This is a genomic window from Algoriphagus sp. oki45 (assembly GCF_036245605.1).
GTDB lineage: Bacteria > Bacteroidota > Bacteroidia > Cytophagales > Cyclobacteriaceae > Algoriphagus.
Map to the genome: position 1 here is coordinate 130,079 of NZ_BTPC01000004.1, position 24,725 is coordinate 154,803.

Below are 24,725 nucleotides of genomic sequence, written 5' to 3' on the forward strand. Positions count from 1 at the left end.
AGTTTACTTATTAGAATGAAAAAAATCGGAGGTATAAATAACTTGAAATACTTCACCTAAATAATTTATTGAATTTAATTAAAGCGTTCTTTCCTCTCATAGAAAAAAGTTCAAATATCCTTCTATTTCTTCCAAGAAAACTAGAAGAAATAGAAGGTGATTGATGCATATTAGAAACCACAAACTCAAAAAAATCAGTTAATTGAACTTCAAAACCATTTAGAATCTTTTCAAAATTACTTGAATCAGGTAAAAACTCCATGGATTTATTACGGTCCATATCAATTTCAATTACTCTTTCCACTACCTCCTCAAAAGACTGAAAATTATGTACATTAATAAATAAATTTTCATCAAAATCTTCGGCAATCATTGGGTTTCCCCAGTAAATTGGAATACTACCCACTAGAAGAGGATGAATGATCTTTTCCGTTGTATAACCGGGGTAGGACTCATTTTCAAAAGCAATTGTAAACTTATAGTTAGACAAAAACTCCAATTTGGATTTATAGTCGTATCTAATTCCAGAAAATGAAGTAGGCATATTATTCAAAACCTTGCCCGGCGAATCAATTTTTTTGTATTTACTTAAGATCTTAAAAAATTCTATTCGCTCTTTCGCTTTTTCATTGGAATACACAAAATTACAAAATTTATTTTTCGGCCTTACTCCAAGATTTTTTTCCTTTACAAAAGAGTTAAAATCCTTAAGATGAATACAGTATAATGGTAATCTAAAATTCCTTTTATCATCTAGATAATCAAAAGTTAATGAAAAGTCACAGAATCGATAATCTGGTCTAATATTTTCGGCTGAATAAAATATTTTATAGCAACTATATTTTAAATTATCCACTCCGTAATTACTATAAAAAATCAAATCTGGATTATTTGAAACTTCAACATCACAAACCTCTCTGAGTATATTAATAAAGAAATTATTTTCCTTATTTAACTCTTTGTAAAAATCAACAAAGTCTACTCTTAATTTCACTTTATTCTTACCCCTGGTACGCCTACAACTGTTACCTCATCTTCCACATCCTGAGTCACAACGGACCCTGCCCCTACGGTAACCTTATTTCCGATTTTCACTTTTGGTAGTATGGTCGCATTCGCTCCGATGGAACAGAACTTACCGACCTCTACTTTCCCAAGTAACACAGCCCCTGGATTTACTTCGGTGAAGTCTCCTATTTTTACTTCATGATGGATTTGGGCTCCGGTATTGATGAGGCAGCCCTTTCCGATTTGGGTATTTGCTCCGATAAAACAGAGATTGAAAATATCCGCTTCCTCTGCACCTGAAGAGAAATTGCTAAAAGCGACCCCTTTACCCTGCACAGAAATCAATCTCCCGCCTAATCCGGTAAATCGCAGATAAAACTGATGACGAAGTTGGGGGTTCCCTGTCCCTAGGATAAAGAAGGGATCCTTTTGGAAATGGGCTTTTACTTCTTCTGCAGAATGGATAATCGGGAAGCGATCCTGAAAGACCTCCCTAATATTGATCTCATCGAAGAAGACTAGGTTTTCGGTTTTCCCTCCTGAAATCAAAATATCCAATAGTTCCATTGCATGGCCTCCTGCACCCGCCACTATCATATAATCGAATTATTTTGAACCCTGAGTAACAACCTTGCAATCATCTTCTGTTCTTCTTTTGATAGAGAATGATAGAGAGGAAGACAGAGAATTCTTGAAGAGACTAGATCTGAAACAAGGCAATCTCCAGAAGTATAATCAAGATTATTCAATCCTGGATAAAAATATCGCCTAGACCCAACGCCATGATTTTCTAAGATCTCCATGCTTTTGAGTAATTGAGCTTCTGCCTGAAAAAGAATAGGGAAATAGCTGTAATTGTAATTTTCTATTCCAAGTGTATTTGGAAAACTTACTTTTAGACCTTTCAACATTTGCCTGTAATACTCGAATTGCTCTGTTCTTTTTTGAATTATCTCCTTCAAATAAGGTAAGACAGAGAGTCCCATAGCCGCATGGAATTCGGAATTTTTCCCATTGATTCCTATCCCATTGAATTTCTCAAAACCATCATGTCCGAAATTGCGGAGATATGCCAAGCGCTTGAGAAGCTCGGGGTCTTTGGTAAACACTCCCCCCCCTTCTATGGAATGGAAAAGCTTGGTTGCATGAAAGCTGCAGGTCGAGATATCTCCATATTCAAAGAGAGACTTTCCTTTTACTTTCACCCCGAAAGCATGGGCCCCGTCGTAGATTACTTTGAGTTTATACTTATCAGCGATGCGTTGGATTTCCTCCACCTCGCAGGGAATACCATATACGTGGGTGGCAAGAATTGCCGAGGTATTTGGAGTAATCGCAGCTTCAATTTTTGAGGGGTCCAGTGTAAACTTATCCTCCAAGATATCTACAAATACCGGTTTGCAGCCCTCCCAGACAATACTGGAAGTAGTGGCTACATAGGAAAAAGGCGTGGTAATAATTTCACCTTTGAGATCCAAGGCTTTAATTGCCATCTGAAGAGCAATGGTCCCATTTACTACAAACAAAAGATGATTAACTCCGAGATATTCCTTCAGTTGAAGTTCAAGCTCATTGACCAAAGGACCATTGTTGGTCAGCCAATTTCTCTCCCAAATCCCATCGATATATCGTTGGTATTCAGTTTTGGGGGGAAGAAAAGGTTTGGTGACGGGGATCAAGTTTTGGAGGTTAAATGTTTTGAGTTAATTGTCGAACTGATGAATTGTCGAATTGAGGAAGGTGGAGATTAAGGGTTAATGGTTATTGGTTAATGCGTTTTACCTTCGGCAGGGACGTTAGGTCAATCAACGCAGAACCTTGAACGTTGAACTTTTGGCCCTAATCTGTTTACCTCAAATCAGCCTTGATCCATCACCTTCTCAAAATACGCTATTGTCTTCTCCAGTCCGGCTTTTAGATCCACTTGAGCATTCCAGTTGAGGAGTTCGGCTGCTTGACGGATATCGGGATTGCGCTGTTTGGGATCGTCCTGGGGGAGGTTTTTGAAGACCAGTTGGCTTTTGCTGCCGGTGAGGTCCAAGATAAGTTGGGCAAGTTCAAGCATGGTGGTCTCTGTGGGATTGCCCACATTGATCGGCCCGGTGATTTCCTTTGAGGTTTGCATCAGCCCATACATCCCCTCGATCAAGTCGGATACATAGCAGAAGCTGCGGGTTTGGCTTCCATCCCCATATATGGTAATGGGTTCATTTCGCAAGGCCTGCAGGATAAAGTTGCTGATCACCCGCCCATCGTTGGGCTGCATATTGGGTCCGTAGGTATTGAAGATTCGAATAACCTTAATCTCTACCCCATGCTGTCTATGGTAGTCGAAGAATAGCGTCTCCGCACAGCGCTTGCCCTCATCATAGCAGGCCCTAGGCCCGATGGGATTTACATTGCCCCAGTAGGATTCGGGTTGGGGATGGACACTAGGGTCTCCATAGACCTCTGAAGTGCTGGCTTGCAGGATCTTTATCTTCAGTCGCTTGGCTAATCCCAGCATATTGATAGCGCCCATGACGGAGGTCTTGGTCGTCTGCACCGGGTCAAACTGATAATGCACCGGGCTGGCAGGACAGGCCAAGTTGTAGATCTCATCCACCTCCACAAAGAGCGGAAAGGTGATGTCATGCCTGAGCATCTCGAAGTTGGGATGATCGAGCATGGAGTGGATATTTTGCCTTCTTCCGGTAAAAAAATTGTCCACACAGAGGACTTCATGTCCCTCTTGGAGGAGTCTTTGACAAAGATGAGAGCCTAAAAATCCGGCTCCGCCGGTGACGAGGATGCGTTTCAAGGATGTTGGTTAATTGAGGAAGTTGGAAGTTAAGGGTTAAGGGTTCGAAGTTCGGGGTTCAGAGTTCGAAGTTCAGGGTTCGGCGTTTTGTCGAACTGATGAATTGAAGAACTGAAGAAGGTAGAGGTTAAGGGTTAAGGGTTAAAGGTTAATTGTTAAGGGTTAATGGTTCGACAAGCTTACCACGAGTGGTTAAGGGTTCGAAGTTCGGGGTTCAGAGTTCGGGGTTCATTGTCGAATTGACGAACTGATGAACTGTTGAATTGATGAATTGTCGAACTGTTTAACTGACGAACTGAGAAAGCTACGAGTTAAGGGTTAATTGTTAAGGGTTAATTCGTTTCTGCCGTTGGCATGGACGTGACGTTGATTAACGTTGAACGTTGAACGTTGAACGTTTTGGGATTAAGATTGAATTTCTGATCAATTTCATTATTCCTCAAGGAGCTTTTTGGCCTGTTCTTTTAGGATGGGCAAGTCTTTGTTTAGAATTCCCCAAATAATTATCGGATCTACTGAATCGTAAGCATGGATGACCCAATTCCGTAAATTCACAATTCTTCTTGCCTCCGAAATGGTAAAATCAGGATCTATTTTCAGAATTCGATTAGTAGCTTCTCCAATAATCTCCAATTCTCTTTCTACAGCCCTTCGAAGCATTTTCTTTTTTTGAAATGTAAGGAAGTCTCTTTTTTTTCCTAAGTAGGTATCTATCGACTCTATGGATGTCGTTATATCAAGGAGTAATTTCTTTAATTCAAGCTGCATAAAGTAGAAGCCTTGAAGAGAGAATTTTTTCCTTGAAGAATTTATTTCCCAAAGAATTTTCTGTCAATAAGTCGATCTTTCTGCCCAATAAACGCTCTAGATCTTCATGAAGCTCAAAATAGTGGTCGGTATATTGATCGAATGGAATATTTTTGAATCTGATTAAAAAATCAAAATCACTGTTTTCAGAAAACGTATTGCCCAAAGCAGAACCAAAGACATAAAGCTTTTCGATCTGATGCTTATGGCATAAATCAAGCAGTTCGGTTCTTTTTTCCAAGAGTAATTTAAACCCTTCATTCGTTGAGTAATACGAACTAAGGGGTTCTGAAACTTGATCGAACACTGCGTTTTCTTTCATTAGCTATCTTATTAATGAATTTAAAAAAAATTGAGGGTTCAAGCTTGAATTGACCGGCCTATTTTCCCAACAGGTGAATTGAGAAAGATGAGGTTAAGGGTTAAGGGTTAAGGGTTCGAAGTTCGGGGTTCGGGGTTCCTTGTCGAATTGAGGAACTGATGAATTGTTGAATTGATGAATTATCGAACTGTTTAACTGACGAACTGAGAAAGCTGCGAGTTAAGGGTTAAGGGTTCGGAGTTCGGGGTTCAGAGTTCGGCGTTTTGTCGAACTGATGAATTGACGAACTGAAGAAGGTAGAGGTTAAGGGTTAAAGGTTAATTGTTAAGGGTTAATTCGTTGCTGCCGTTGGCATGGATGTGACGTTGGACGTTCTACGTTTTGGGTTCTACGTTGAAGTGGTTCTGCCTTCGGCAGGAACGTAACGTTAATGAACGTTGAACGATGAACTTTGAACGTTGGACGTTCTACGTTTTGAGACTTCGACTTCGGGACTCTCGTCCCTCAGGTGCTCAGCCTGACAAAATTGAACGTTCTTGGTTTTGGGTTCAGCGTTGAATAGATACAGCCTTGGTCAGAGATGTGAAGTTGATTAACGTGGAACGTTGAACGGATTTTGTTAATCAAAACATAAACTCCACTAAGCAACGAGTCTTGCAACATCAGGAATCAATGATTCAAGGAATTTTGGAAATTGCTTTTTATATAAGAGCTTCCCATGTGAAATAGAAAAACAAAACTGAGGCTCTTTTTTATAGGTAGAGCAATCAAATACGTCAACCGAATCGAAGTAGGCAAAATACATATTGAGGTTAGAAAAGCCTTCAAAATATCTTTTTTCTATTTCAGAAGACGGGACGAAATGTCCTCCATTGGCTACTCGAATAGCAACTCTTCTTTTGGCTTCTTCCAATGAATCTAACACAAAATAGATAAGGTGAATCTTATAGCCTACTTTTTTGAATTTCTCTGGCCAGAAAAGTGGAGTGGAATTAAAATTTGTTTCATAAGCGAAATCCTTACGATCGTTTACGGCTATTTCTATTTGTCTTTTCAACTCCTCGAAGGCTAGATTATGAGCCATTCGATCCTGAATATCAGACAGCTAAAGATTATGATAATAATCAAGAAAGTATTTATCGTAATCGAAGGGAATCAATTGATAATCAAAAAGTGACTTAGAAAATGAAGACTTGCCAGCCCCATTGCATCCAGCTACTACCCAAAGTCGTGGATTAGCCAAGATTGAATTGAGGTGAAGTATTAGGTTGATTTTTCAGCACACCTTTTCTAAGCGCCTTTTCGTATGTTTCAATTTCCTTTTTTATACGTGGCATTTCAGCCTTCATCCTAGTTTGAAAGCTTTGAATCTCAATTTTTTTTGTTTTCTGATTCATGATGTATATCTACTTAAGCCTATCCAAACTATAAACGAGCTGATTGATAGTTTGGGTTTAGTATTTAATATGTAATGTTCTACGTTTTGGGTTCTAGGTTGTAGCGTTGTGCCATCGGAGCGTTGTGCCTTTGGCGGGAACGGGACGTTGAACGTTCTACGTTTTGGGTTCAACGTTGGAGCGTTGTGCCTTTGGCAGGAACGTAACGTTAATGAACGTTGAACGATGAACTTTGAACGTTGAACGTGCTACGTTTTGGGTTCTACGTTGGAGCGTTGTGCCTTTGGCAGGGACGTAACGTTAAATAACGTTGAACGTTGAACGTTGAACGTTGAACGTGCTACGTTTTGGGTTTTTAGTTCGACAGGCTCACTACAGGTGGTTCAGCGTTGTGCATTCTACATTTAAACGTTTTTGCCTTGGCCAGGCAAGTGAGGTTCTGTTTGGCAGGTTGAACCAAAAATAGCGATTTCACTTTGACCTATTTTCAAGAAGATTTTTTACTTCCTCCCTAAGCTTGGGTAGATGCTTAATCAAAATTGACCAAATATTCTCGTCAGAGATACTATCGTAGGCATGAATCACATGGTTTCTAAGTGCTATGATTGACCTTGCGTGTTCAATTTTTAATAAGGTTTGTTCATCATTTTGTTTGATCCTATTGACCGCCTCACCAATAATCTCCAGGTTTCTTTCGACAGCTCTTTTCAGCATTTTATTTTGCTGGTAGTTAGGGAACGAACGAATTTGATTCTTTTGGACAAAATCATCTATCTCCTGAATAGCTTCTAGTATATCTATTAGCCATTTAGCTGTCTTACATTCCATAGATCTTCAGATGATTTTCATCTATAGATTGAACCAGGTAAGGATTTTGAAGTGTCTGCTTTTCTAAAAGGTCGACTTTTCTTCCTAAGAGCTTTTCTAATTCTATTTTAAAATTGATATAATTTTCAAAATAGTCTTCTAAAGGTATAGACCTGAATTTTACTAAAAAATCAATATCTGATTCGCTGGTAAATGGACCTTTTAGTGCTGAACCAAACAAGACTAAAGTATCTACATAATATTTTTGGCAAAAAGTCCTGATTTTCGGTAAAGCTGAATTGATTAAACCTAATCCATTGATTAGTCTATAAGATTCCAATTCAGGCTCGTTCACTTGATTATCAATATTTTTCTTTTTTTTACTCACTTAGTAAAGGTAAATCTAAATAGATAAATACTGGTTTGCATTAACCCAATTTTTCACTTTTTAGCATTCATCAAATAAAAGGTAGTGCTTTTCAGTTCCGATTATTTTCCGTTTTATCTCCTCATAAAGCGTATGGGCTTGGGTAAGATGAGCATTGGCAAAACTTTCAAAATTCAGGTAGATAATCTGATGTTCCTTCACCCCTATTTGAGTCAATTCATTCATCAATAGCCTCAAGACGGTAGATTTCCCGGATTTTCGGATACCGGTAATAATTTTGATCTGAGGTTTTCCGATAAACTTTTTGAGTTTATCGATATAGAGGTTTCTCTTAATCATTATTTAGGGGTATAACCATAAAAACATTTGAATCTAAAAAGATTTTTATGGTCATAAGCTAAAAAAATTCAAAACTGAGTAATAAGATTGAAGGTTTTGGAGGTTCTATATTGTCAGTTAATTGTTGCTGCCGTTGGCAGGGATGTGATGTTGGACGTTCTACGTTTTGGGTTCTACGTTGAAGTGGTTCTGCCTTCGGCAGGAACGTAACGTTAATTAACGTTGAACGTGGAACTTTGAACGATTTGGGTTTTGGGTTTTACGTTGGAGCGTTATGCCGTTGGCATGGACGTGACGTTGATCAACGTTGAACTTTGAACGTAGAACGATGAACCTTGAACGTCTAGGCTACATCAGCGAACGTACGCTCCATCTTTCTATCCCGATTGATTTTAAAGTCAAAGGTTAATCGGGACCGCCTCATGGGCTAATTAAGCGACATCGGCAAAGATCCTTTCCATTCTTCGTCCCGATTGCCTTGTAATTTAATATCTAATCGGGATCTCAGAATGGGCTGGCTATGCGACATCAGCGAATATTCTTTCCATTCTTCGAAAGTAAAACATCCCAAAAACAAACACGACCACTGCTACGATACTTCCGGGCCAGATCCATTCCCAGGGCATGGGGCGATTGAGGAAGGCGGCGCGGAAGCCTTCGATGACCCCGACCATCGGGTTGAGGATGTAGAATTTTTGATATTCGGCAGGTACTGCGGAAGTGCTGTACACCACCGGAGCGGCATAGAGCAGGAGCTGGACCAGGAAAGTCAGGGCATGCTTTACATCCCTGTATTTCACTGCCAAGGCAGAGAGAAACATCCCTATTCCCAGGCTGCACATCAGGAGTTGGAGAATCAAAAGCGGGGTAAAGAGTACTCCCCAACCGGGAAGCTGCTTGAAGTAGATCAGCATAATCACCACCACCACAAAGGCGATGGTAAAGTCCAGCATCTTAGACAGGATGGCCGATAGGGGCAAAACCATTCTTGGAAAATAGACCTTGGTGATCATATTGGCATTCTGAATGAGAGAATTCGCCGATTCAGTCAGAGTGCCCGAGAAGTAGTTCCAGGGCCAAAGAGCCAGGTAGGAAAAGAGGATATAAGGCATCCCATCAGAGTCCACCTTGGCCAAGCCTCCGAAAACCAAAGTAAAGACCACTGTAGTGAACAGGGGCTGGATAATCGCCCAAGACACCCCGAGAATGGACTGCGCATAGCGGGCTTTTATACCCCGGAGAGTCAGGAAATAAAGCAAATCCTTGTATCTCCAAAGCTCCTTGAAGTCCACCATCTTCCAGCCGGAGGAGGGTACGATTACTTTGTAATGTTCTGTGTTCAAGGTTTTGGGTTCAGCGTTGAAACGTTTCTGCCTATGGCAGGGAAGTGAGGTTGATTAACGATGAACATTGAACGTTGAACGTTTTGGGTTTTGGGTTCAGCGTTGAAACGTTTCTGCCTATGACAGGGAAGTGATGTTGATTAACGTTGAACTTTGAACGTTGAACATTCAAGTGTATTTGTTTCCTTTACGATCTGAATTTTTCAGGTAGAGCATCAGCGAATTGATTTTTGCTTTAAGCTTTTCTGTTTGAATTAGGATTTTATTTAATTCAGCTTCATCAATATACCTATAATCAAATGCTCTATAGGCTTGTGATCTTGTCTCTGAATTTGATCCCTTTGCAATAGATAGAAACTGAAAAAACTCCTTATTTCCATCTCTGTCAAATCCCTCAGCAATGTTGTCCATAGTAGATCCGGAGGAGCTTGTGATTTGAGATACGAATTTGTAGTCTTTTGAAAATTCACTTTTCCGAGTTAACTCCTTAATTAGCAAGGCTAATTCTCTCGCTTCTTTCCAAATTTCCAAATCTTCAAAACGTTGAACTTTCATATGAAGTGTTTTAGGCTGGACGTTTTGGGTTCAGCATAGGAGCGTTGCTGCCTTTGGAAGGGATGTATCGTTGATTAACGTTGAACTTTGAACGTTGAACGTTTTGGGTTTTGGGTTCAGCGTTGGAGTGTTACTGCCTATGGCAGGGGCGTGACGTTGATTAACGTTGAACTTTGAACGTTGAACGTTTTGGGTTTTGGGTTCAGCGTTGAAACGTTTCTGCCTATGACAGGGAAGTGATGTTGATTAACGTTGAACTTTGAACGTTGAACTTTTTACACAGCTTCGCCCTTTCGCTCCCATTTGGGAAGCTACCGGCTTACGTCACTGCGAGGCAATACTTCTTTTTCAAAGACTTACGCTTACTTTAGAAGCCGAAGCAGTCTCTTTGATAAGATTGCTTCGCTTCACTCGCATTGACGGTCCACCTTTTGATATTATTTCTCCCGATTCTCGGGATCACGATGACGGTCCTTTGTTTAAGATTGCTTCGTCGGTCATACTGACCTCCTCGCAATGACGACTGAGTAATAAATTTACTCGGTGCTTTGGAATTAACAAGAGTTGAGGAGAAGAAAAGTTGATCGTTAATGGGTTAATTGTCGAATTGTCGAATCGTTTAATTGTTGAACCGGGGACGGAGGAGGGTTAATGGTTAAGGGTTAAGGGTTAAGGGTTAAGACGTTGCTGCCTTGGCAGGGATGTGACGTTGATGAACGTTGAACGTAGAACCTTGAACTTTGAACCTCGAACATTGAACCTCGAACCTCGAACTCTGAACCTCTTTATTTCCCATAAATCAGGATTCCCAAAATATCTCCCGGATCCTCTTCCAGAATTTCTACCTCTACTTTTCTGTTCACTTTTTCGTAGGTTTTGTTCCGAATAAAATCCAGGTATTCGGTATCCAGATCTTTGCCTACCAGAATCATTTGGACTGTACCTGAATCAATGCCTTGGGCGTAATCCCCGACAATGTAGGCCTTTTCCACCTCTCCCATTCTCTTGACAATCCTTTCCATCAGGTCATCCAGTCCCAAGAATTTGGAGACCATATTCTTGATTTCATGAAAGAAAGGGTGCCCTTCGTTGGCCTTGTACATTTTGGTTTTTCCCTCCTCCTCAGCCAGCAAAAGACCGGCATCTGCCAGACGGTTGAGTTCCACCCGTACCGAATTGGTGGATTCATCGAATTCCTTGGCCAAAGAGCGAAGGTATCCTGAGTTGGCATGAGAAAAGAACTTCAGAAGAAGCTTGATTCGGGTTTTGGATGTGACTAGGGAGTCCAGCAAAGGGAGGGAAGGGGGAGGGGTTAAGGGTTAAGGGTTAAGGGTTAATTGTTAAGGGTTAAGGGTTAAGGGTTAAGGGTTAAAGGGTTGCTGCCATTGGCAGGCATGTAACGTCAATTAACGTTGAACCTTGAACATTGAACATTGAACATTGAACGTAAAACGTTTTGGGACTTCGAATACGCTCAGTGTAGGCAAGCTCACCACGAGTGGTTAAGGGTTAATCGTCGAATTGTTTAACTGATGAATTGATGAACTGAGGAAGGAAGAGGTTAAGGGTTAATTGTTAAGGGTTAATCGTCGAATTGTTTAACTGATGAATTGACGAACTGAGAAAGGAAGAGGTTAAGGGTTAAGGGTTCGAGGTTCAGAGTTCGGCGTTTTGTCGAACTGATGAATTGACGAACTGAGGAAGGAAGAGGTTAAGGGTTAAGGGTTAAGGGTTAAGGGTTAAAGGGTTGCTGAGGTTGGCTGGAAACTGATAGGGCTTAATGATGAATATTGAATGTTTCTTGCTTGAATTTTTTTAGATGAATCCAGATCTATTTAAGGAACTACGATTTTGCTGACGCCAAAATACTTGGCAGTGGAAAGATTTGCATGAAATTCAGGGTCTTCCGTCAGTTCATACATTCTATTGATATAAGTACTCAAATCAAATTCTACTGGTTTCAGAGTAATCAGTTCAGAAGAGCCTCTTTTGGATTCCAGAAATTCATATCGTGCAAGCAATTGCTTTTTGATATCCATACCAAGAATGATTTGCCTGCTAATTACATAATTAAAATACCCGAATATCACTAAGGCTAAAAAGAGGCATGCCTCTTTGGATAGCCTAATATCGAAATGGTCAATCAGATAAGATGATAAAAAGTAAATTCCCAGCCAATGCATAGTTTGAAAAGTCATTGAAGTTCTGGCACTTGCAGCGTTTTCCAGAGCAGAGAAAGGGAGAATATAAATGAGAGATAAGCCAAAAAACAGGATAGCATATTTAATCGGATTGGCTGTAGTGGGTTTTACAAGAAATGCAAAAACCAAGGGTAGAAGAATTATCCACCTGGATAGAGAATTGAAAACCACCCAAATAGACAGGTAATTAGAAAGGATGGAATATGGACTAAAATCAAACTCACCTTGTGCTCTTTCGAAATTTCCCGGTGCAATGATTACGACCCCAAGTGCTACAGAAGAAACAAGCAAATAGATCCAAAAATTTCTCCATGAAATCTTACTGATGCCAAGCTTTAGGTTGATCAACAGAAACGAAATACCTATCAGAGCCAAGTTCACTCCGGAAAGACCTAGTACCAGTAAAAGAATGGAGTTTAAAGCGAGTGAATTTGGCCTTTTGATCAAGAAATAAAGAGATAGAATACAAACCAAATTGGCATAAGTATAGAAGGATCCCGTAGCCCAATAAATACTGGTACTTATATGATATACAAAGCCCATCCATAAGCCAAAAAGAAGGAGGCAGGTTATTAAAAACTTCTCGGTTTTATTAAACTCTGAGGAATACCCTCCCAGCAAACTTACCATGGCACAAGCTGTTGCCGCTAATGCCCCTAGAGCTATAATAGAGGCTAAATATGCCTTTTGATAGGGTATTGTCCAAAGGATTAAGTTTCTAAAAGTAAAAATCGGAGATAATGCTCGGCCATCCCATTTGAGATAAAAAAATCGTACAGTTCCCCAGATACCCTTATCCTCTATTTCATTGAATTTCCAAAAATCATCCCACCAATAAACAGAAACCAAGGAGGAGGAGAAAAATAAGAACACTCCTGAGACGCAGAGGATGAGAGAAAGATTTTTTACTAATGTCGAATGAAATTTTTTCAGGTAGTTTGGACTAGGTTGAGGGTTGAGGGTTAAGTGTTCGAGGTTCGAGGTTCAGAGTTCAGCGTTTTGTGGAACTGAGGACTGAAGAGGTTAAGGGTTAATTGTTAAGGGTTAAGGGTTCGAGGTTCAGAGTTCGGCGTTTTGTCGAACTGATGAATTGACGAAATGAAGAAGGAAGAGGTTAAGGGTTAGAGAGTTGCTGCCATTGGCAGGCATGTAACGTCAATTAACGTTGAACCTTGAACGTAGAACGTTTTGGGGTTTTGGGGCTTCGACTAAGCTCAGTGAAGGTAAGCTCACCAGGAGTGGTTAGGTGTTCGGGGTTCGAGGTTCAGAGTTCAGCGTTTTGTGGAACTGAGGACTGAAGAGGTTAAGGGTTAATTGTTAAGGGTTAATTGTCGAATTGTTTAACTGATGAATTGACGAACTGAGGAACTGAGGACGGTGGAGGTTGAGGGTTAATTGTTAAGGGTTAATTCTTAACTGCTTTTGACAGGAATCTTAGCTTGGTCAACTTTTAACTATTAACCTTTAACTTTTTATACAGCTTCGCCCTTTAAGTCCCAGGATAGAGCTTAGCAGAAATGAGTAAAAATTTTACTCGGTTAAAGTAAAGGGTTTTCGGGTTTTTGGCAAATGTTTTTTGCTTTTGGGGAGTATGGGATAGCAAGTTCTACGTTTTTGTTTTTTGACTTTGGGATTACGAAAGCAAAAAAGCGGGAAAGACTAAAGAGTGGTACCTGTTTCAAGCATCCGAAGTAGGTAAGCCAGACCTGAAAGTACATGAAGAAAAAATAGAGAACCCAAAATCTTGATTTTTGACAAAACAGTTGGGTTCATTTGCTTTGCTTGGAAAAAGCTACCAAGAAGAATCCTAACTATAACCAAGTGTAGGAGAAATAGAGAAATCGGAATTTGCCAGTAGAAATTGCCATCGAGATAGCCGGGACCACTTTCGGCAAACAATAAAAAAACCAACAGCCCAAAGCAAAAGGTCATCAGGGCCAAGCGGAAATCGGAATCTCTCCAAAGGCTCTTTCCAAAGAAAATCAGGGAAGAAATCAATAGTGGGAAACTACCCAAAAAGTCCCAAACCGGGTTTTCGGAGAGTTTTAGCCAAACTCCGAAAGGGTCTATAATCACATCTCCTCGGGCATTGAAATTGTAAAACAGACTGTCTTCGGCCGTTTCCGAAAAAATCACCCACCTGCTCGCAAACAAAAAGACCAAGACAAATACCGAGTAAATCCCCATAGCAAATAGTGATTTTTGGGAAGCCTTTGATATAAAGACCATGGCTATCAAACCGGGAATCAATCCAAATAGGTAGCTGGGCTTGATCAATAGGATCAGAAGGGTCCAAATAATCAGAAGGAGAAAATTAGGTTGGCTGCCTCTACCCCATCTTCCTACCTCCAAAAAAAGAAGCATACAAAAAGGAAAAACGAAAATGGTACTTCCATTATGCCATAGGTTGGGTGTCATTTTTCCCAAAAACCAATATTCTCCTTCCCATCCCATCAGGACAAGCGGAAACATCAACAGCAAACCCAAGGGGACCCAAAAGAGCCATGGGTTCTCTCGGATTTCATTTTCCAGGAAATGATAAGTGAGGACAAATTTACCCAACCAACTTAAGCCCATCAGAAGAAGAAGGGCGATTTTCAGACTTTGGTAACCCGGAATTATAGTACTGATTCCAAAAAAAGTAAGGTAGTAGAGCGGAGGAAAGGGAATTTTTCCGTGCTCCTGATAGAATTTCCAAATGTCGATATGCGCTAGAAAGTCCGAAAAGATATTTCCAGTCAGCATTTCATAAGTTATCCAAGAATACCCCAAAGTGATCAGTAGGGCCGAAATCCAAAACAGGATAGACTTTGGGAAGCTCTTCATGGCAAATCAGAATCGGGCTTGGGTTTCCAATAATGAAGCCTGACTAAACTTGGGCCTTTTTGCTCAGATTGGAGCCGAAATCCGGGGGAAATCCGATTCATGTAATCAGGAAAAACCAAGGGTTCGGGAAATTGAAATGCGAAGAGGTAAAACTCTTCCATTTGGTTTTGACTCGAAAATCCTCTCAATGAATAGGCTTTTTCCTGCATAGGACTTCGGGAAATCCATCCATAGCTGAGAAAGGGAACCGGATGATTTGAATTGAATTCCTCTGTGAAGAGGTATTCCATCACCCCCTCCAGAAAAAGGGGGGATTCGGGATTTTTCTCCGCAAGCAATCGATCAAACTCCCTTTGAAAAGCCAACCTGCCCTGGGATTCATTGTAGAAATTGGATCCGTGGATACCCAAGAAAAGGACAAGGAGCATGATCAGACCGGCAGTAAGTTTTCGGGGGAGATTAGGAGCTGGAAACTGAAAAATAGAAAAAAGAAGAACCAGAAAAAACAGCAGATTGACCCGTCCCAAAAGCAGGTTGAAATGATTAAATATCAGGTAAAACCCTATCCAAATGCCCAAAAAGAGGGTTTTTTTCCTCATCCTGGCTCCAATAGCAAAATAGGCCAAGAGTAGAAAACCGATCAGCATGGATTTAAACAACTCCGTGCGCTGAATCCGAACAAGCCGGGTAAGTCCCTCTCCCAGAGCTTTCCATTGGAAAAGGTTCTGATCCAGTTCCTGTTTTTTGGCAAGAAACTCCTCACTGCCCAAAGGCAAATCCTCAAACATCCAGCGACTGACATAAAACCAATCAGATGATTCTGGAATCTTTTCTTCTTGGGATTCTTGTACAAAAACCGGGTGATCCAAGACTTTGGCACGGGCAGAATTGAAGTTGAGATATCCTTCGGGGACGAAGGTCTTTTCGTAACCCCATTTTCCAAGCCATAGGAAAAATAAAAGAAAGACCAAGCCTAGCATTTTGGGCAGAGGAGAGGCACCCCTAACCTGAGGAAAGATAAATGCTGTCCAAATCCAACCCAAGCTGATCAGTACAGCAGATTCCCAGCGAATTGAGAAACCCAAAAAGAAAGCCAGATAAGCAAGAGCCAGCTTCCTCCTTGAAGTACTGCCAAAAACCTGCATTAAGCCCGCCAAAGCGGCAAAACCGGCGATCAGCGTGAATTGCGGAAAAAAGGCAAAGTGGACAGAAATCAGTCCAGTAAAAAGGCTCAATAAGTGCTTTTGAATGGCTGGAAAAGTGGTAGTCCAGATTTTCTTTAACAACAGAAAGGCCGAAAGGAAATTCACTCCGTACCAAGTCAGACCATACCAATTGAACTCCGGAGACCCGGAGTACAGCTTGGAAAAAGTCCAACTCAACCAGGGATGGATAAAGACCGCATAGGGTTCTGGTTCTCCGGTATAGGCACCAGAAACCAGCCACATCATCATCACGTCGTCGTTGGTTTGAAAGCGCCATGGGAAAAACCAAATAATCCCCAAGCCGAGGAAGATTCCCCCTGCCCACACAGTGGAAAGGTCTGATTTACGGAGGATACTTATCATTCGAAGGACATAATCCGGACCAAGTCCTGATTGAAGGATTCAGGAAGAGAGTCTACCGGATTAAAAATAAGGATTCCTTCATACCCTTCGGGAAAAAAGCCCTCCAATTGATCCTGATCCCAAAATCCTGGGCTTTTGGGAAGGGTTTTTCCAAGGAGAAAGGGAATACCGGAAATCCTATAGGCAGCAAGAACCTCCTTCTCCCCTCTTACTTGAGTTTGCAGCTTTTCCAAGGCGGAAAGCTGATATGGAGTCAGGAGAATGGTTTTTCCGGTAAGGTATTCCCATGATTCTGTATTTTCCCAAAGCTCCTTTTGCTCAAAGGGATGCCACCAAAGTCCATTGAATACCAATAGCAAAGCTGAAAAAGAGATACCTATACTTACCCATTGGAGTGATTTCTCTGCAAGAATCAACCACGCTAGAACCCAAAATACCAAATAATGGATCCCTATTCTCATCCAATAAACATTGCTGCCAAAATGCAGGACAAAAGGCAAAAGCAGAAGGAGTATAATCCAGATTTTATCTCTTTCGTAGAGTTGGAAGAAATGGTATTTGCTGAAAAACCAAGCCCAAACACCTGCTCCTAAAAGAAGGAAAATATGGTTCCATTCATCCGTAATTCGAGTGATTGAAAAGACGAAAAGAAATGGAGGAAGAATAAGCAAAGCCTGGATAATTGTTTTTTTGATCCATCTAAAGACGATAAACGAACACCCAAAAACCAGCAAGCACCAAAATACCCCTACCCCGGTATGCTTGATTAAGGTCCACCATTGGTAATCGGCTCGGGCAGTTTGGACAGACAAGCCCTCAATGAGTCGAAGGAGGACATTTTCACCCAAATCCCAGTAAAAAATCAATTCCAGGGAAATAAATGGTAGGAGCAGGCTCAGAAGTGAAACCCAATTCAGCTTTTTCTCCAAAAACAAAAACAGCAAAGTCATTCCTGCCAAAAGAATTGCCACTGTCACTTTCACATAAACCAAAAAGGCAATCATAAAGCCTATCCCAAGCCTTCTAATCCATCTGTCATCCTGAAAAGAGATCAAAGCAAGCCAGCAGGCAGCGATTACCACGGAGAGATGATTGTAGGACAAGCTAGCCGGAAGAAAACCATAACCCGCAAAAAGACCCAATAAGGAAATCAGGAAGATGGTTGGGGAAAGCTGAGTTTCTGATTTTACATTTTTATAGAAAACGGCAAGGGCAAAAGCTCCCAATCCATAAATCAGCAGACGAAGTACCCGTAATCCTACGATGCCAAAGTGGACGCCTGTGTACTGGTAGAAAAGCCTAAAAAAGAAATCATAATTGAATATTCCTCCCTGATTTTCCTGAAAGGGATGTGCCAGCAATACATACAAGCCCTCATCGGATACGTCAAAGCCACGGTGTACCCCTGCCAAAATGATGGCTACTACTAAAATTGAAGCTCCGAGGAGAGGTTTGGGCATTGGGAATGATTGGAAGATTGGAAAATTTAAAGATTGGAAAATTTAGGAGTTTAAAGTTGCAAGGTTGCAAAGTGGCAAAGTTTGGATCAGGGAATTGAGGAACTGTCTAATTGAGAGTTGGAAGGGGTAAGGGTTAATTGTTAAGGGTTAAGGGTTAAGAGTTAAGGGTTAATGGTTAAGGTCGAATTGTGGAATTGAGGAACTGTTTAATTGAGAGTTGGAAGGGTTAAGGGTTAAGAGTTAATGGTTAAGGGTTAATGGTTAATCGAAGTGGTATTGTGTCTTAAATCTTATGTCTTGCGTCTTATGTCTCAAACCTTGTGTCTTTTTCCGGATTCTCGATTGTCTGATCGATCAGGTACAAAGGCCGGCCTTTGACACCTTCGAAAATTTTCCCGACATACAAACCAACGATTCCTATCATCATCATCAGGATGCCTGAGAAAAAGGAAATGGAAAGGATCAAACTGGTATAGCCAGAAACAGTAATAGCTCCGGAGAGGTAACGAATCAGGGTGATGCAGGAAAAAACAAAACTTAAAAAGGCAATCCCAAGACCGAATTTGACCATGAGACGGATAGGTTTGTCGGAATAGGCCAGGATGATATCCAAGGCCAGATTGGATTTCTTTCTAAAGGTATAATTGCTTTTCCCCTGAGTTCTAGCCTGATGCTCCACCTCCAAAACCGAGGTCTTAAAGCCCATCCAATTGACCATGACTGAGAAAACACGGACTGGTTCGCGCATGCTTTGAAAGGCCTTCACCACCTTTTGGTGGTAGATTCCAAAATTCCCTACCCGGGAATCAAAGCTACTGCCTGATAGATAGGATAATACTCCAAAAAACAGGCGGGAGGACCAGGCTGAAACAATGCCATCCTTTCTTTTGCTTCTTTTGGCCAAGACGACATCAAATCCTTTTTGTACCTCATGAAAAAGATTGGGAATCTCCTCCGGTCTATCCTGCAGATCACAGTCCATGACCACTACCCACTCCCCTACCGCATGGTCCAGACCGGCTGTGATGGCATAGTGCTGACCAAAGTTTCTGGAAAGCTTAATTCCCCTAATCTCCGGGATGGTTTGAGACAAATCCACAATAGTTGCCCAGGAATCCTCAGGACATCCATCATCTACCAAAATCAATTCATAGTCAAGCTGCAAAGATCGAAGACTGTTTTGCAGACGATCCACCAATTCAGGAAGAGTTTGCTGACCCTTATAAACCGGAATTACGACTGATATGTGAGGAGAAGCCTTGATAGGACGTTTTTTGAGGCAATATATTCAAAAACCAGAGAAGTGAGCCTGAGCTTTTCTGCTAAGAAAACCCTGAAAATATACCAAAACCAAAAAAAGATGATTTAGGGAGAAATCACTTAATAAAAGACAACTAAAGCAAGGAATAGTACTAAAATGTGGATAAATATGTGGCTGAAAATAAAAAAATACCCACTAGTGGGTATTTTTTTCTCTGGGCTACTTGGTACTTTTGATCAGGGTGATTAAGCAACTTTTCTCATTATTTTTTCTAGAAAATCATTAAGGGATTTTTCTACTACTTTTTACCCCTTTCCCTTTATCCTTCCAAAACAAAAGCAGGGTACTCTCCTGGAATTCACTTTTTTTCCTGAAAACCGACTATCAGTAGAACCTTACTTCGCAGTTAGGATTGGCTCCTTTGAAATTATCTACAGCTCTGGAAGTCAATCGGGTATTGAAGCAGGAGAGCTTTTTCAGCATGAGGCCTTCCACAGGCTTTAGAGACCTGAGATTGGTACTGGCTACATCCAACTCTTCCAAGGAGTATAGGCTTTCCAAGCCTTTCAATGCCTTCAGGTTGGTACCGGAAAGATTGAGTTTTTTGAGATTTTTAAGATTGGCAATAGATCCAAGGTCTTCGATACCAGTATTTGAGATATCCAATTCTTCCAAATCCACCAAATTGGAGATAGGAAGAAAATCAGTCACAGGCATTTGGGAAAGGGTCAGCTTTTTCAGCAAAATCATACCACTGACTGGAGCGATCCTGCTTAATGGAGCATCAAAAATCACCAAGGACCTGAGATTGACGAATGCGGTAAGTGGAATCAAATTATCGACGGAAACCCGCTGAAAGCTCAATTCAGCTTTGGCGGTAAGGGAATGCAATTGTCCTGTGGTAGGATCAGCAGGAAGGGAAAATTCTTTTCTGAAAAGATCTTTCCAATTTCCATCCAACTCATTCCACCACTGAGTCAATTCTTCCGAACGGTAAATCACATTCACATCCGGCCTTTTGTTGAGAAATCCAGGGATTTCCTCCTGATTCAATTCACTCTGATCCACATTCAGGTAGCGAAGTTGAGGTAAATCTACCACCGCAGTTATGCTTTTGATTGGACTGCCTTCAAGATCAATGGACTCCAATTCCTCATTGGATTGCAATACTGAGAGTTCGCTCACTCCTGTATTTTTTCCCTGAATCTTTTTCAAAGTCTTTACTTCAGAAAGGGGAAGCATATCCTCGATTGGATTGTCTGAGAAATTCAGCTCAGTCAGATTGATAAAGCGAATAATAGGATTGAGGGTATTGATTTCCAGCCCACTGATATCCAGATCCTGAACGGTTACCGTCTGGGTCAATACTTCAATTCCAGGGCTTTCTCCACTAATAGCAGGATTTGCCCGTTTGAGCCCTTCCTTCCAACCGGGAGTAAGAGTGGCCCACCAGGATTCCAGATCTTTTACATGGTGAATCAGCAAAACCTCAGGATTCTTTCTCACAAAATCATCAGCTGCAAAAGTGCTCAGTTGGGTTTCATCAGCCAATACCTTCTTCAGAGCAGGGAGATCATTCAGAGGGGTGATATCGGATACCGGGGTTCGGGTGATATCCAAAGTCTCCAAATCCCCAAATTCCTTTAAGGGATTAAGGTCCTGAATATTGGTTTCTGCCAGTACGAGAATCTGTAAGGAAGTCAGGGAGGCCAAAGAGGAATAATTGACCATGTAATTCTGGCTGAGATCGAGAATTTTCAGCTCGGTGAGATTTTTAATGTTTTCCGGATTGTTGAACCCGCTGTTTTTCAGGTACAGGTTTTCCAGATTCTTGAATTCATTCAGCACAGCGAAGCTACTGATGGGCGCTCCCTCTGCCTTCAGGGTTTTTAGATTTTTCAGATTCAAAAGCTCTCCGATGCTGTCGACTTGGGTATTGGAGATATTGAGGGCGCTCAAGCGATCAGAATATTTGATAAACTGAATGTCTTGGGTAGGAGTATTGGAGATATCCAGATTTTCCAGAAAGGTGACATTGGAAATCGGGCTGAGATCCTGAATTTGGGTTTGGCTGATGTTGACTACTTTCAAATCCCTTAGCTCGGAAAGAGGCTTGAGGTGTTGGATGTCCCTCCTTCCGGAGATATCCAAAGAATCTATGCTCACAAAACGATACAGCAAGTCCAGCCCAATGGAATCCTGGGGAGATACATCAAACCGATCGGTGAAATAGCCCATCCAGGCTGTATCCAGGGAATTCCACCAAGCAGTCAATTCCTCATCCCTGCTGACTTTGGTAGTGTAGATACTGACGATTTTCAGCTCCTGAGACTTGTCGCTTAGATTGACTTCAATAAATCTGGGCTTGGTATTAGTAATTTTTTCTCCTGCTTTTCCGGTAGCAGTAATGGTTCTGTCCATAGAGGCTAAAAAGAATACCTCCCCATTTTCTTTTTGCCCCGGTTTGACTTCCCGGATTTTAAATTTGAATTCTACATTATTGAAAAAGAACTCGATGTCTTTCAGGTAAGCGGTTACATCCTTATTGGTTACTACTTTCCTGTCAGCAAGTAGGTCGTCTTCTACTTGCACTTTTTCATCCCGGAAAATCTTCAGATAGCTTTCCCGGATGATCACATCTTTGTCCCTGGCACTGGTTTCTGATTTGCCCAAGGTATTGAGCAAAAACTCCAGAAAGCGTACTTGATCTTCTACTTTGGTAGTCAATTCCTCCACCTGATCTTTGGAATAGCCTTTTAGCGTCTGAGCCTGGGTGGTCAAAGAGAGGGTAAGGAGTGAAAATAGAATCAGGAAAATTCTAATCCTGGTCATAGATGTATTTGAGAATAGTTTCTTTATCTCCGGGTCCCAATTGGACCAAGTTTGAAATCAGCCAGCCTGTATTAAAGCCCGGTCTGTTGAATTGATTTACTTCAAAATACCAGCCATTTATCTGGAAGAAGTGGAATTTCACTCCAGTAACGGTATCAAACCGGAGGTTATTCTGCTTCATTTCGTAAAGGAATACGGATAAATAATCCGGCTTATAGGAATTGGGAGTGAAAGACTCCGGCAATTTGGAATCCTGAAAAGCCCTGCGGAGGTTCATGAATCCAAGTTCATGACTCAGTGGATGAAGAAAGTCTTTGGATTCTCCTACAGGCTTGTTGAAAAGATTTTTAAAAGGCTCGAAAATCACCTGATCTATCACCCATTCAAAACCCAGTCTTTCGGCTTGGATTTTCATGATGAGTGTGACTTTCTCCCGCTTGCCTTTGAAGATAAATTCAGTATCCACTTCGGCATACCATCCTTCTCTGTGAAAATTGAGGTAATGGGGATAGACGTCTGAAAGGACAAACTGAGTGAACTTCTGCTTGACTTCCGGGGTAATACTTGAGGTTTGATTATCAAAAAGGATGGATAAGAATCCTTTTCTGAGAGCAGGGGTTTGGTAGAGTGAGTCTCCGGGGTAAAATCTGGTGTTTCCATCGACCGACTCTTCTCCATTGAATCTCCTGAAAAATTGATTCAACTGTTTGGTAGAAGCTGCAAATCTGCCGTCATCCTTGATTGTCCCGGGACCGCCTAGGCCCTGTCCCGGGACAGAAGAGATGATTGCGATAAAAAACGCAAAAATCAGAAAGGTTTTTCTCATGCTGAGGTTTCTGTCACTCGAACATCACCGAGCATTACGTCCCAAAATTCGATCGTACGACCTGCAATCTGGGTTTGCTTTTTCTCCACGTAGATGGTGATATCTTTCTTGGTGGTATCTCTGTAGTTCATGCCTGTTTCAATAGAGGTACCTTCAAATCGCTGGTAGATGGTAATCACACCTACATAACGTCCGTCAGGCTGTCTTTCCAAATCAGAGATGTATTGGATATCGTACCAAGTGATGTTTACCCGATCATAGTTCAAGGCCATCAATCGCTCGAAGTAGTTTCTTACTTTGTAATAGGCGATTTCGTTGGTATTGATGGAGGAAACGCCCATTTCAGCTCCTGGAGCGAAGAGTTCTTCGGCACGGTCCATTACACGGTTGGCCTCAGAGAATTGAGTTTCCTTGCTTCCGATGATAGCAATGTACTTGGAAAGGTCCTTTACTTTTTCCAAAGCCAAGGAGTCGATGGCCTGCTTACGAGCAGGGCTGATATTATCCTGGGCAAAAGCTGCTAAAGAGACAGACAGGAACAAGCCAAGGAAAAGGATGAGTTTATTTTTCATTTTAGATAGAGTTCTAGCAGTGATTATTTTCTTCTCAATTCAAGTTCGGAGACCTTTCCATTTGCATCCAGACGGATGTCTGAGATGTAGTTTAGGTTTTTCTTGGTGTCCTTCAGGTACTCAAGATACTTTTTGATTGTGGTAGGCTCATCGTAGTCTTTGATGCCATTTTCTTCATGAATAACAATCAATACCGGTGTTTCCTGATTGGAAAACATGGAAAGAGTCTGCTGAATTGATTGGTCAGCAGCATTAAGACTAGCAGCAGTAGCTACGGCATTGAAGCTGTTTTCCAGCTTTTCAGCAGCGATTTCCTCTGCTGATCGTGCAGGAGGAGGAGGAGGTGCTTGTTCTACCACTTGCTCTACTGGTGCAGGTGCAGGAGCGGGCTGTACAGCCTTCTTCTTACTCTTACATGCTCCCATGGCCAAAGTGAGTACAATACCCATAAAAAGGATTCTTTTTACGGATAGGGTGGATACAGATTGTTTCATTTGGATAAATTGGATTGTTTGGATAGTAGATTGTTTTTGCTTGAGTTCAGGTGGCCTTTGCAGGGCACAAAGTAAAGGATTTCATAGTAATTTTGTGCAAAGGTCGGGCCTATTCCCATATTTGAGACTTGGGTACGGGAAAAAGAATTGAAATGTTAAGTTAAAAAATGTAAAAAGCCTCTCCAAGGCTTTTAAACGAATATTTTCAACACACTAACATCATATTATGGGCAAAATATACCCTATATAGGGTATTTTCCGAGCCAAAAATTTATGTGAATTTTGAGTGTGTTAAGTTTTAATTCAGGCAATAGCCTTTGCGAAAAGCCCTTTGGAATTCCGAAGGGTTTTTTTTGCCTTAATTGATTTACCAACCTAAGGTTTCCTCAAAGCTTACAGGTATATCCTCAAATAGGAAAGTGGATTAGAATTGGCCTAATTAATTGTGAAAGTACGTCTAATGAAAATCGTCAATGGTTTAACGTAAAAGTCCTTAATGGCTAATTTTTTTGGGGAAAATCCGGGTAATTAAAAAGTGGATTTTAAAAATCATTGAGCAGAAGAAAGCCAAAATTGGAAATGCTGAGGTTAGTCATTCTCAAAACCAAAATCTCATAATCCAAAAAGTAAGCGTGCTACGTATTTCAATTATTCCAAAATCAATTGGAAATGAAGGATGGTTTGAACAATAATTTCGATAAAAATTACAGAAATGAAATCAAATCTCTTGAATAGTTATATTTGCAAAACGATTTAAGGGGAAAAATCCACGAAATGGATTTATTACTCTTGAGATTCGATTTAATTATGGCCTTAATCCAAAAAATAATTTGGAATATTCAAGTTTCGAAAGAGGAGATTTTGCATTTCTCTTGGTTTTGGGTTTATTTTGATGCTTGGAAAAAGTTTTAAATTTTAG

At 41.0% G+C, this 24,725-nt stretch carries 22 protein-coding genes; all 22 read right to left on the reverse strand.

Going from position 1 to position 24,725, the window contains the following annotated elements:
* Positions 1-52 precede the first annotated feature (52 nt).
* Positions 53-994 carry a glycosyltransferase family 10 domain-containing protein gene (locus tag AAA942_RS16610; RefSeq protein ID WP_338221421.1) on the reverse strand — a complete coding sequence of 314 codons (942 nt, stop codon included), beginning with the start codon at positions 992-994 and terminating at the stop codon, positions 53-55.
* On the reverse strand, positions 991-1,605 hold the full coding sequence (locus AAA942_RS16615; protein WP_338221422.1) for an acetyltransferase: 615 nt from the start codon (positions 1,603-1,605) through the stop codon (positions 991-993). Before AAA942_RS16615 ends, AAA942_RS16610 begins: the two co-directional genes overlap by 4 nt.
* The gene (locus AAA942_RS16620) at positions 1,602-2,687 is read right to left on the reverse strand and encodes a DegT/DnrJ/EryC1/StrS family aminotransferase (protein ID WP_338221423.1); all 1,086 of its coding nucleotides are present in this window, start codon (positions 2,685-2,687) and stop codon (positions 1,602-1,604) included. Before AAA942_RS16620 ends, AAA942_RS16615 begins: the two co-directional genes overlap by 4 nt.
* A gap of 179 nt (positions 2,688-2,866) precedes the next feature.
* Positions 2,867-3,808, reverse strand: a complete 942-nt coding sequence (locus AAA942_RS16625; RefSeq protein ID WP_338221424.1) for a UDP-glucuronic acid decarboxylase family protein — start codon at positions 3,806-3,808, stop codon at positions 2,867-2,869.
* 432 nt (positions 3,809-4,240) lie between these two features.
* The gene (locus AAA942_RS16630) at positions 4,241-4,576 is read right to left on the reverse strand and encodes a HepT-like ribonuclease domain-containing protein (RefSeq protein WP_338221425.1); all 336 of its coding nucleotides are present in this window, start codon (positions 4,574-4,576) and stop codon (positions 4,241-4,243) included.
* Entirely contained in the window at positions 4,566-4,856 is a 291-nt protein-coding gene (locus tag AAA942_RS16635) for a nucleotidyltransferase family protein (protein WP_338221426.1), read from the reverse strand. The genes AAA942_RS16630 and AAA942_RS16635 overlap by 11 nt, the downstream gene beginning before the upstream one ends.
* Before the next feature lie 721 nt (positions 4,857-5,577).
* Positions 5,578-6,021 (reverse strand): hypothetical protein, encoded by a 444-nt coding sequence (locus AAA942_RS16640; protein WP_338221427.1) that lies wholly within the window; start codon positions 6,019-6,021, stop codon positions 5,578-5,580.
* A 784-nt stretch (positions 6,022-6,805) separates the two neighbouring features.
* A complete protein-coding gene (locus tag AAA942_RS16645; protein ID WP_338221428.1) occupies positions 6,806-7,162 on the reverse strand; it encodes a HepT-like ribonuclease domain-containing protein in 357 nt (118 codons plus the stop codon).
* Complete coding sequence (locus AAA942_RS16650) at positions 7,152-7,529, reverse strand: nucleotidyltransferase family protein (protein WP_338221429.1); 378 nt, start codon at positions 7,527-7,529, stop codon at positions 7,152-7,154. Before AAA942_RS16650 ends, AAA942_RS16645 begins: the two co-directional genes overlap by 11 nt.
* 60 nt (positions 7,530-7,589) lie before the next feature.
* A complete protein-coding gene (locus tag AAA942_RS16655) occupies positions 7,590-7,868 on the reverse strand; it encodes an AAA family ATPase (RefSeq protein ID WP_338221430.1) in 279 nt (92 codons plus the stop codon).
* A 518-nt stretch (positions 7,869-8,386) separates the two neighbouring features.
* Positions 8,387-9,163: an ABC transporter permease gene (locus tag AAA942_RS16660; protein WP_338221634.1), complete on the reverse strand. Its 777-nt coding sequence runs from the start codon at positions 9,161-9,163 to the stop codon at positions 8,387-8,389.
* 216 nt (positions 9,164-9,379) lie between these two features.
* Positions 9,380-9,766, reverse strand: a complete 387-nt coding sequence (locus tag AAA942_RS16665) for a four helix bundle protein (protein WP_338221431.1) — start codon at positions 9,764-9,766, stop codon at positions 9,380-9,382.
* A 785-nt stretch (positions 9,767-10,551) separates the two neighbouring features.
* Positions 10,552-11,058: a winged helix-turn-helix domain-containing protein gene (locus tag AAA942_RS16670; protein WP_338221432.1), complete on the reverse strand. Its 507-nt coding sequence runs from the start codon at positions 11,056-11,058 to the stop codon at positions 10,552-10,554.
* Positions 11,059-11,601: 543 nt separating this feature from the next.
* Positions 11,602-12,597, reverse strand: a complete 996-nt coding sequence (locus tag AAA942_RS16675) for a DUF6056 family protein (RefSeq protein ID WP_445083352.1) — start codon at positions 12,595-12,597, stop codon at positions 11,602-11,604.
* Positions 12,598-13,626: 1,029 nt separating this feature from the next.
* On the reverse strand, positions 13,627-14,793 hold the full coding sequence (locus AAA942_RS16680; protein WP_338221434.1) for a hypothetical protein: 1,167 nt from the start codon (positions 14,791-14,793) through the stop codon (positions 13,627-13,629).
* On the reverse strand, positions 14,790-16,361 hold the full coding sequence (locus AAA942_RS16685; RefSeq protein WP_338221435.1) for a hypothetical protein: 1,572 nt from the start codon (positions 16,359-16,361) through the stop codon (positions 14,790-14,792). The genes AAA942_RS16680 and AAA942_RS16685 overlap by 4 nt, the downstream gene beginning before the upstream one ends.
* Positions 16,358-17,821, reverse strand: coding sequence for a hypothetical protein (locus AAA942_RS16690; protein ID WP_338221436.1), 1,464 nt, complete (start codon positions 17,819-17,821; stop codon positions 16,358-16,360). The genes AAA942_RS16685 and AAA942_RS16690 overlap by 4 nt, the downstream gene beginning before the upstream one ends.
* A gap of 304 nt (positions 17,822-18,125) precedes the next feature.
* On the reverse strand, positions 18,126-19,109 hold the full coding sequence (locus tag AAA942_RS16695) for a glycosyltransferase family 2 protein (RefSeq protein ID WP_338221635.1): 984 nt from the start codon (positions 19,107-19,109) through the stop codon (positions 18,126-18,128).
* A 357-nt stretch (positions 19,110-19,466) separates the two neighbouring features.
* Positions 19,467-21,914: a leucine-rich repeat domain-containing protein gene (locus AAA942_RS16700; RefSeq protein ID WP_338221437.1), complete on the reverse strand. Its 2,448-nt coding sequence runs from the start codon at positions 21,912-21,914 to the stop codon at positions 19,467-19,469.
* Entirely contained in the window at positions 21,901-22,740 is an 840-nt protein-coding gene (locus AAA942_RS16705) for a hypothetical protein (RefSeq protein ID WP_338221438.1), read from the reverse strand. Before AAA942_RS16705 ends, AAA942_RS16700 begins: the two co-directional genes overlap by 14 nt.
* Positions 22,737-23,312: a hypothetical protein gene (locus AAA942_RS16710; RefSeq protein WP_338221439.1), complete on the reverse strand. Its 576-nt coding sequence runs from the start codon at positions 23,310-23,312 to the stop codon at positions 22,737-22,739. The genes AAA942_RS16705 and AAA942_RS16710 overlap by 4 nt, the downstream gene beginning before the upstream one ends.
* A gap of 23 nt (positions 23,313-23,335) precedes the next feature.
* Positions 23,336-23,806: a nucleoid-structuring protein H-NS gene (locus tag AAA942_RS16715; RefSeq protein WP_338221440.1), complete on the reverse strand. Its 471-nt coding sequence runs from the start codon at positions 23,804-23,806 to the stop codon at positions 23,336-23,338.
* Positions 23,807-24,725: the final 919 nt, after the last annotated feature.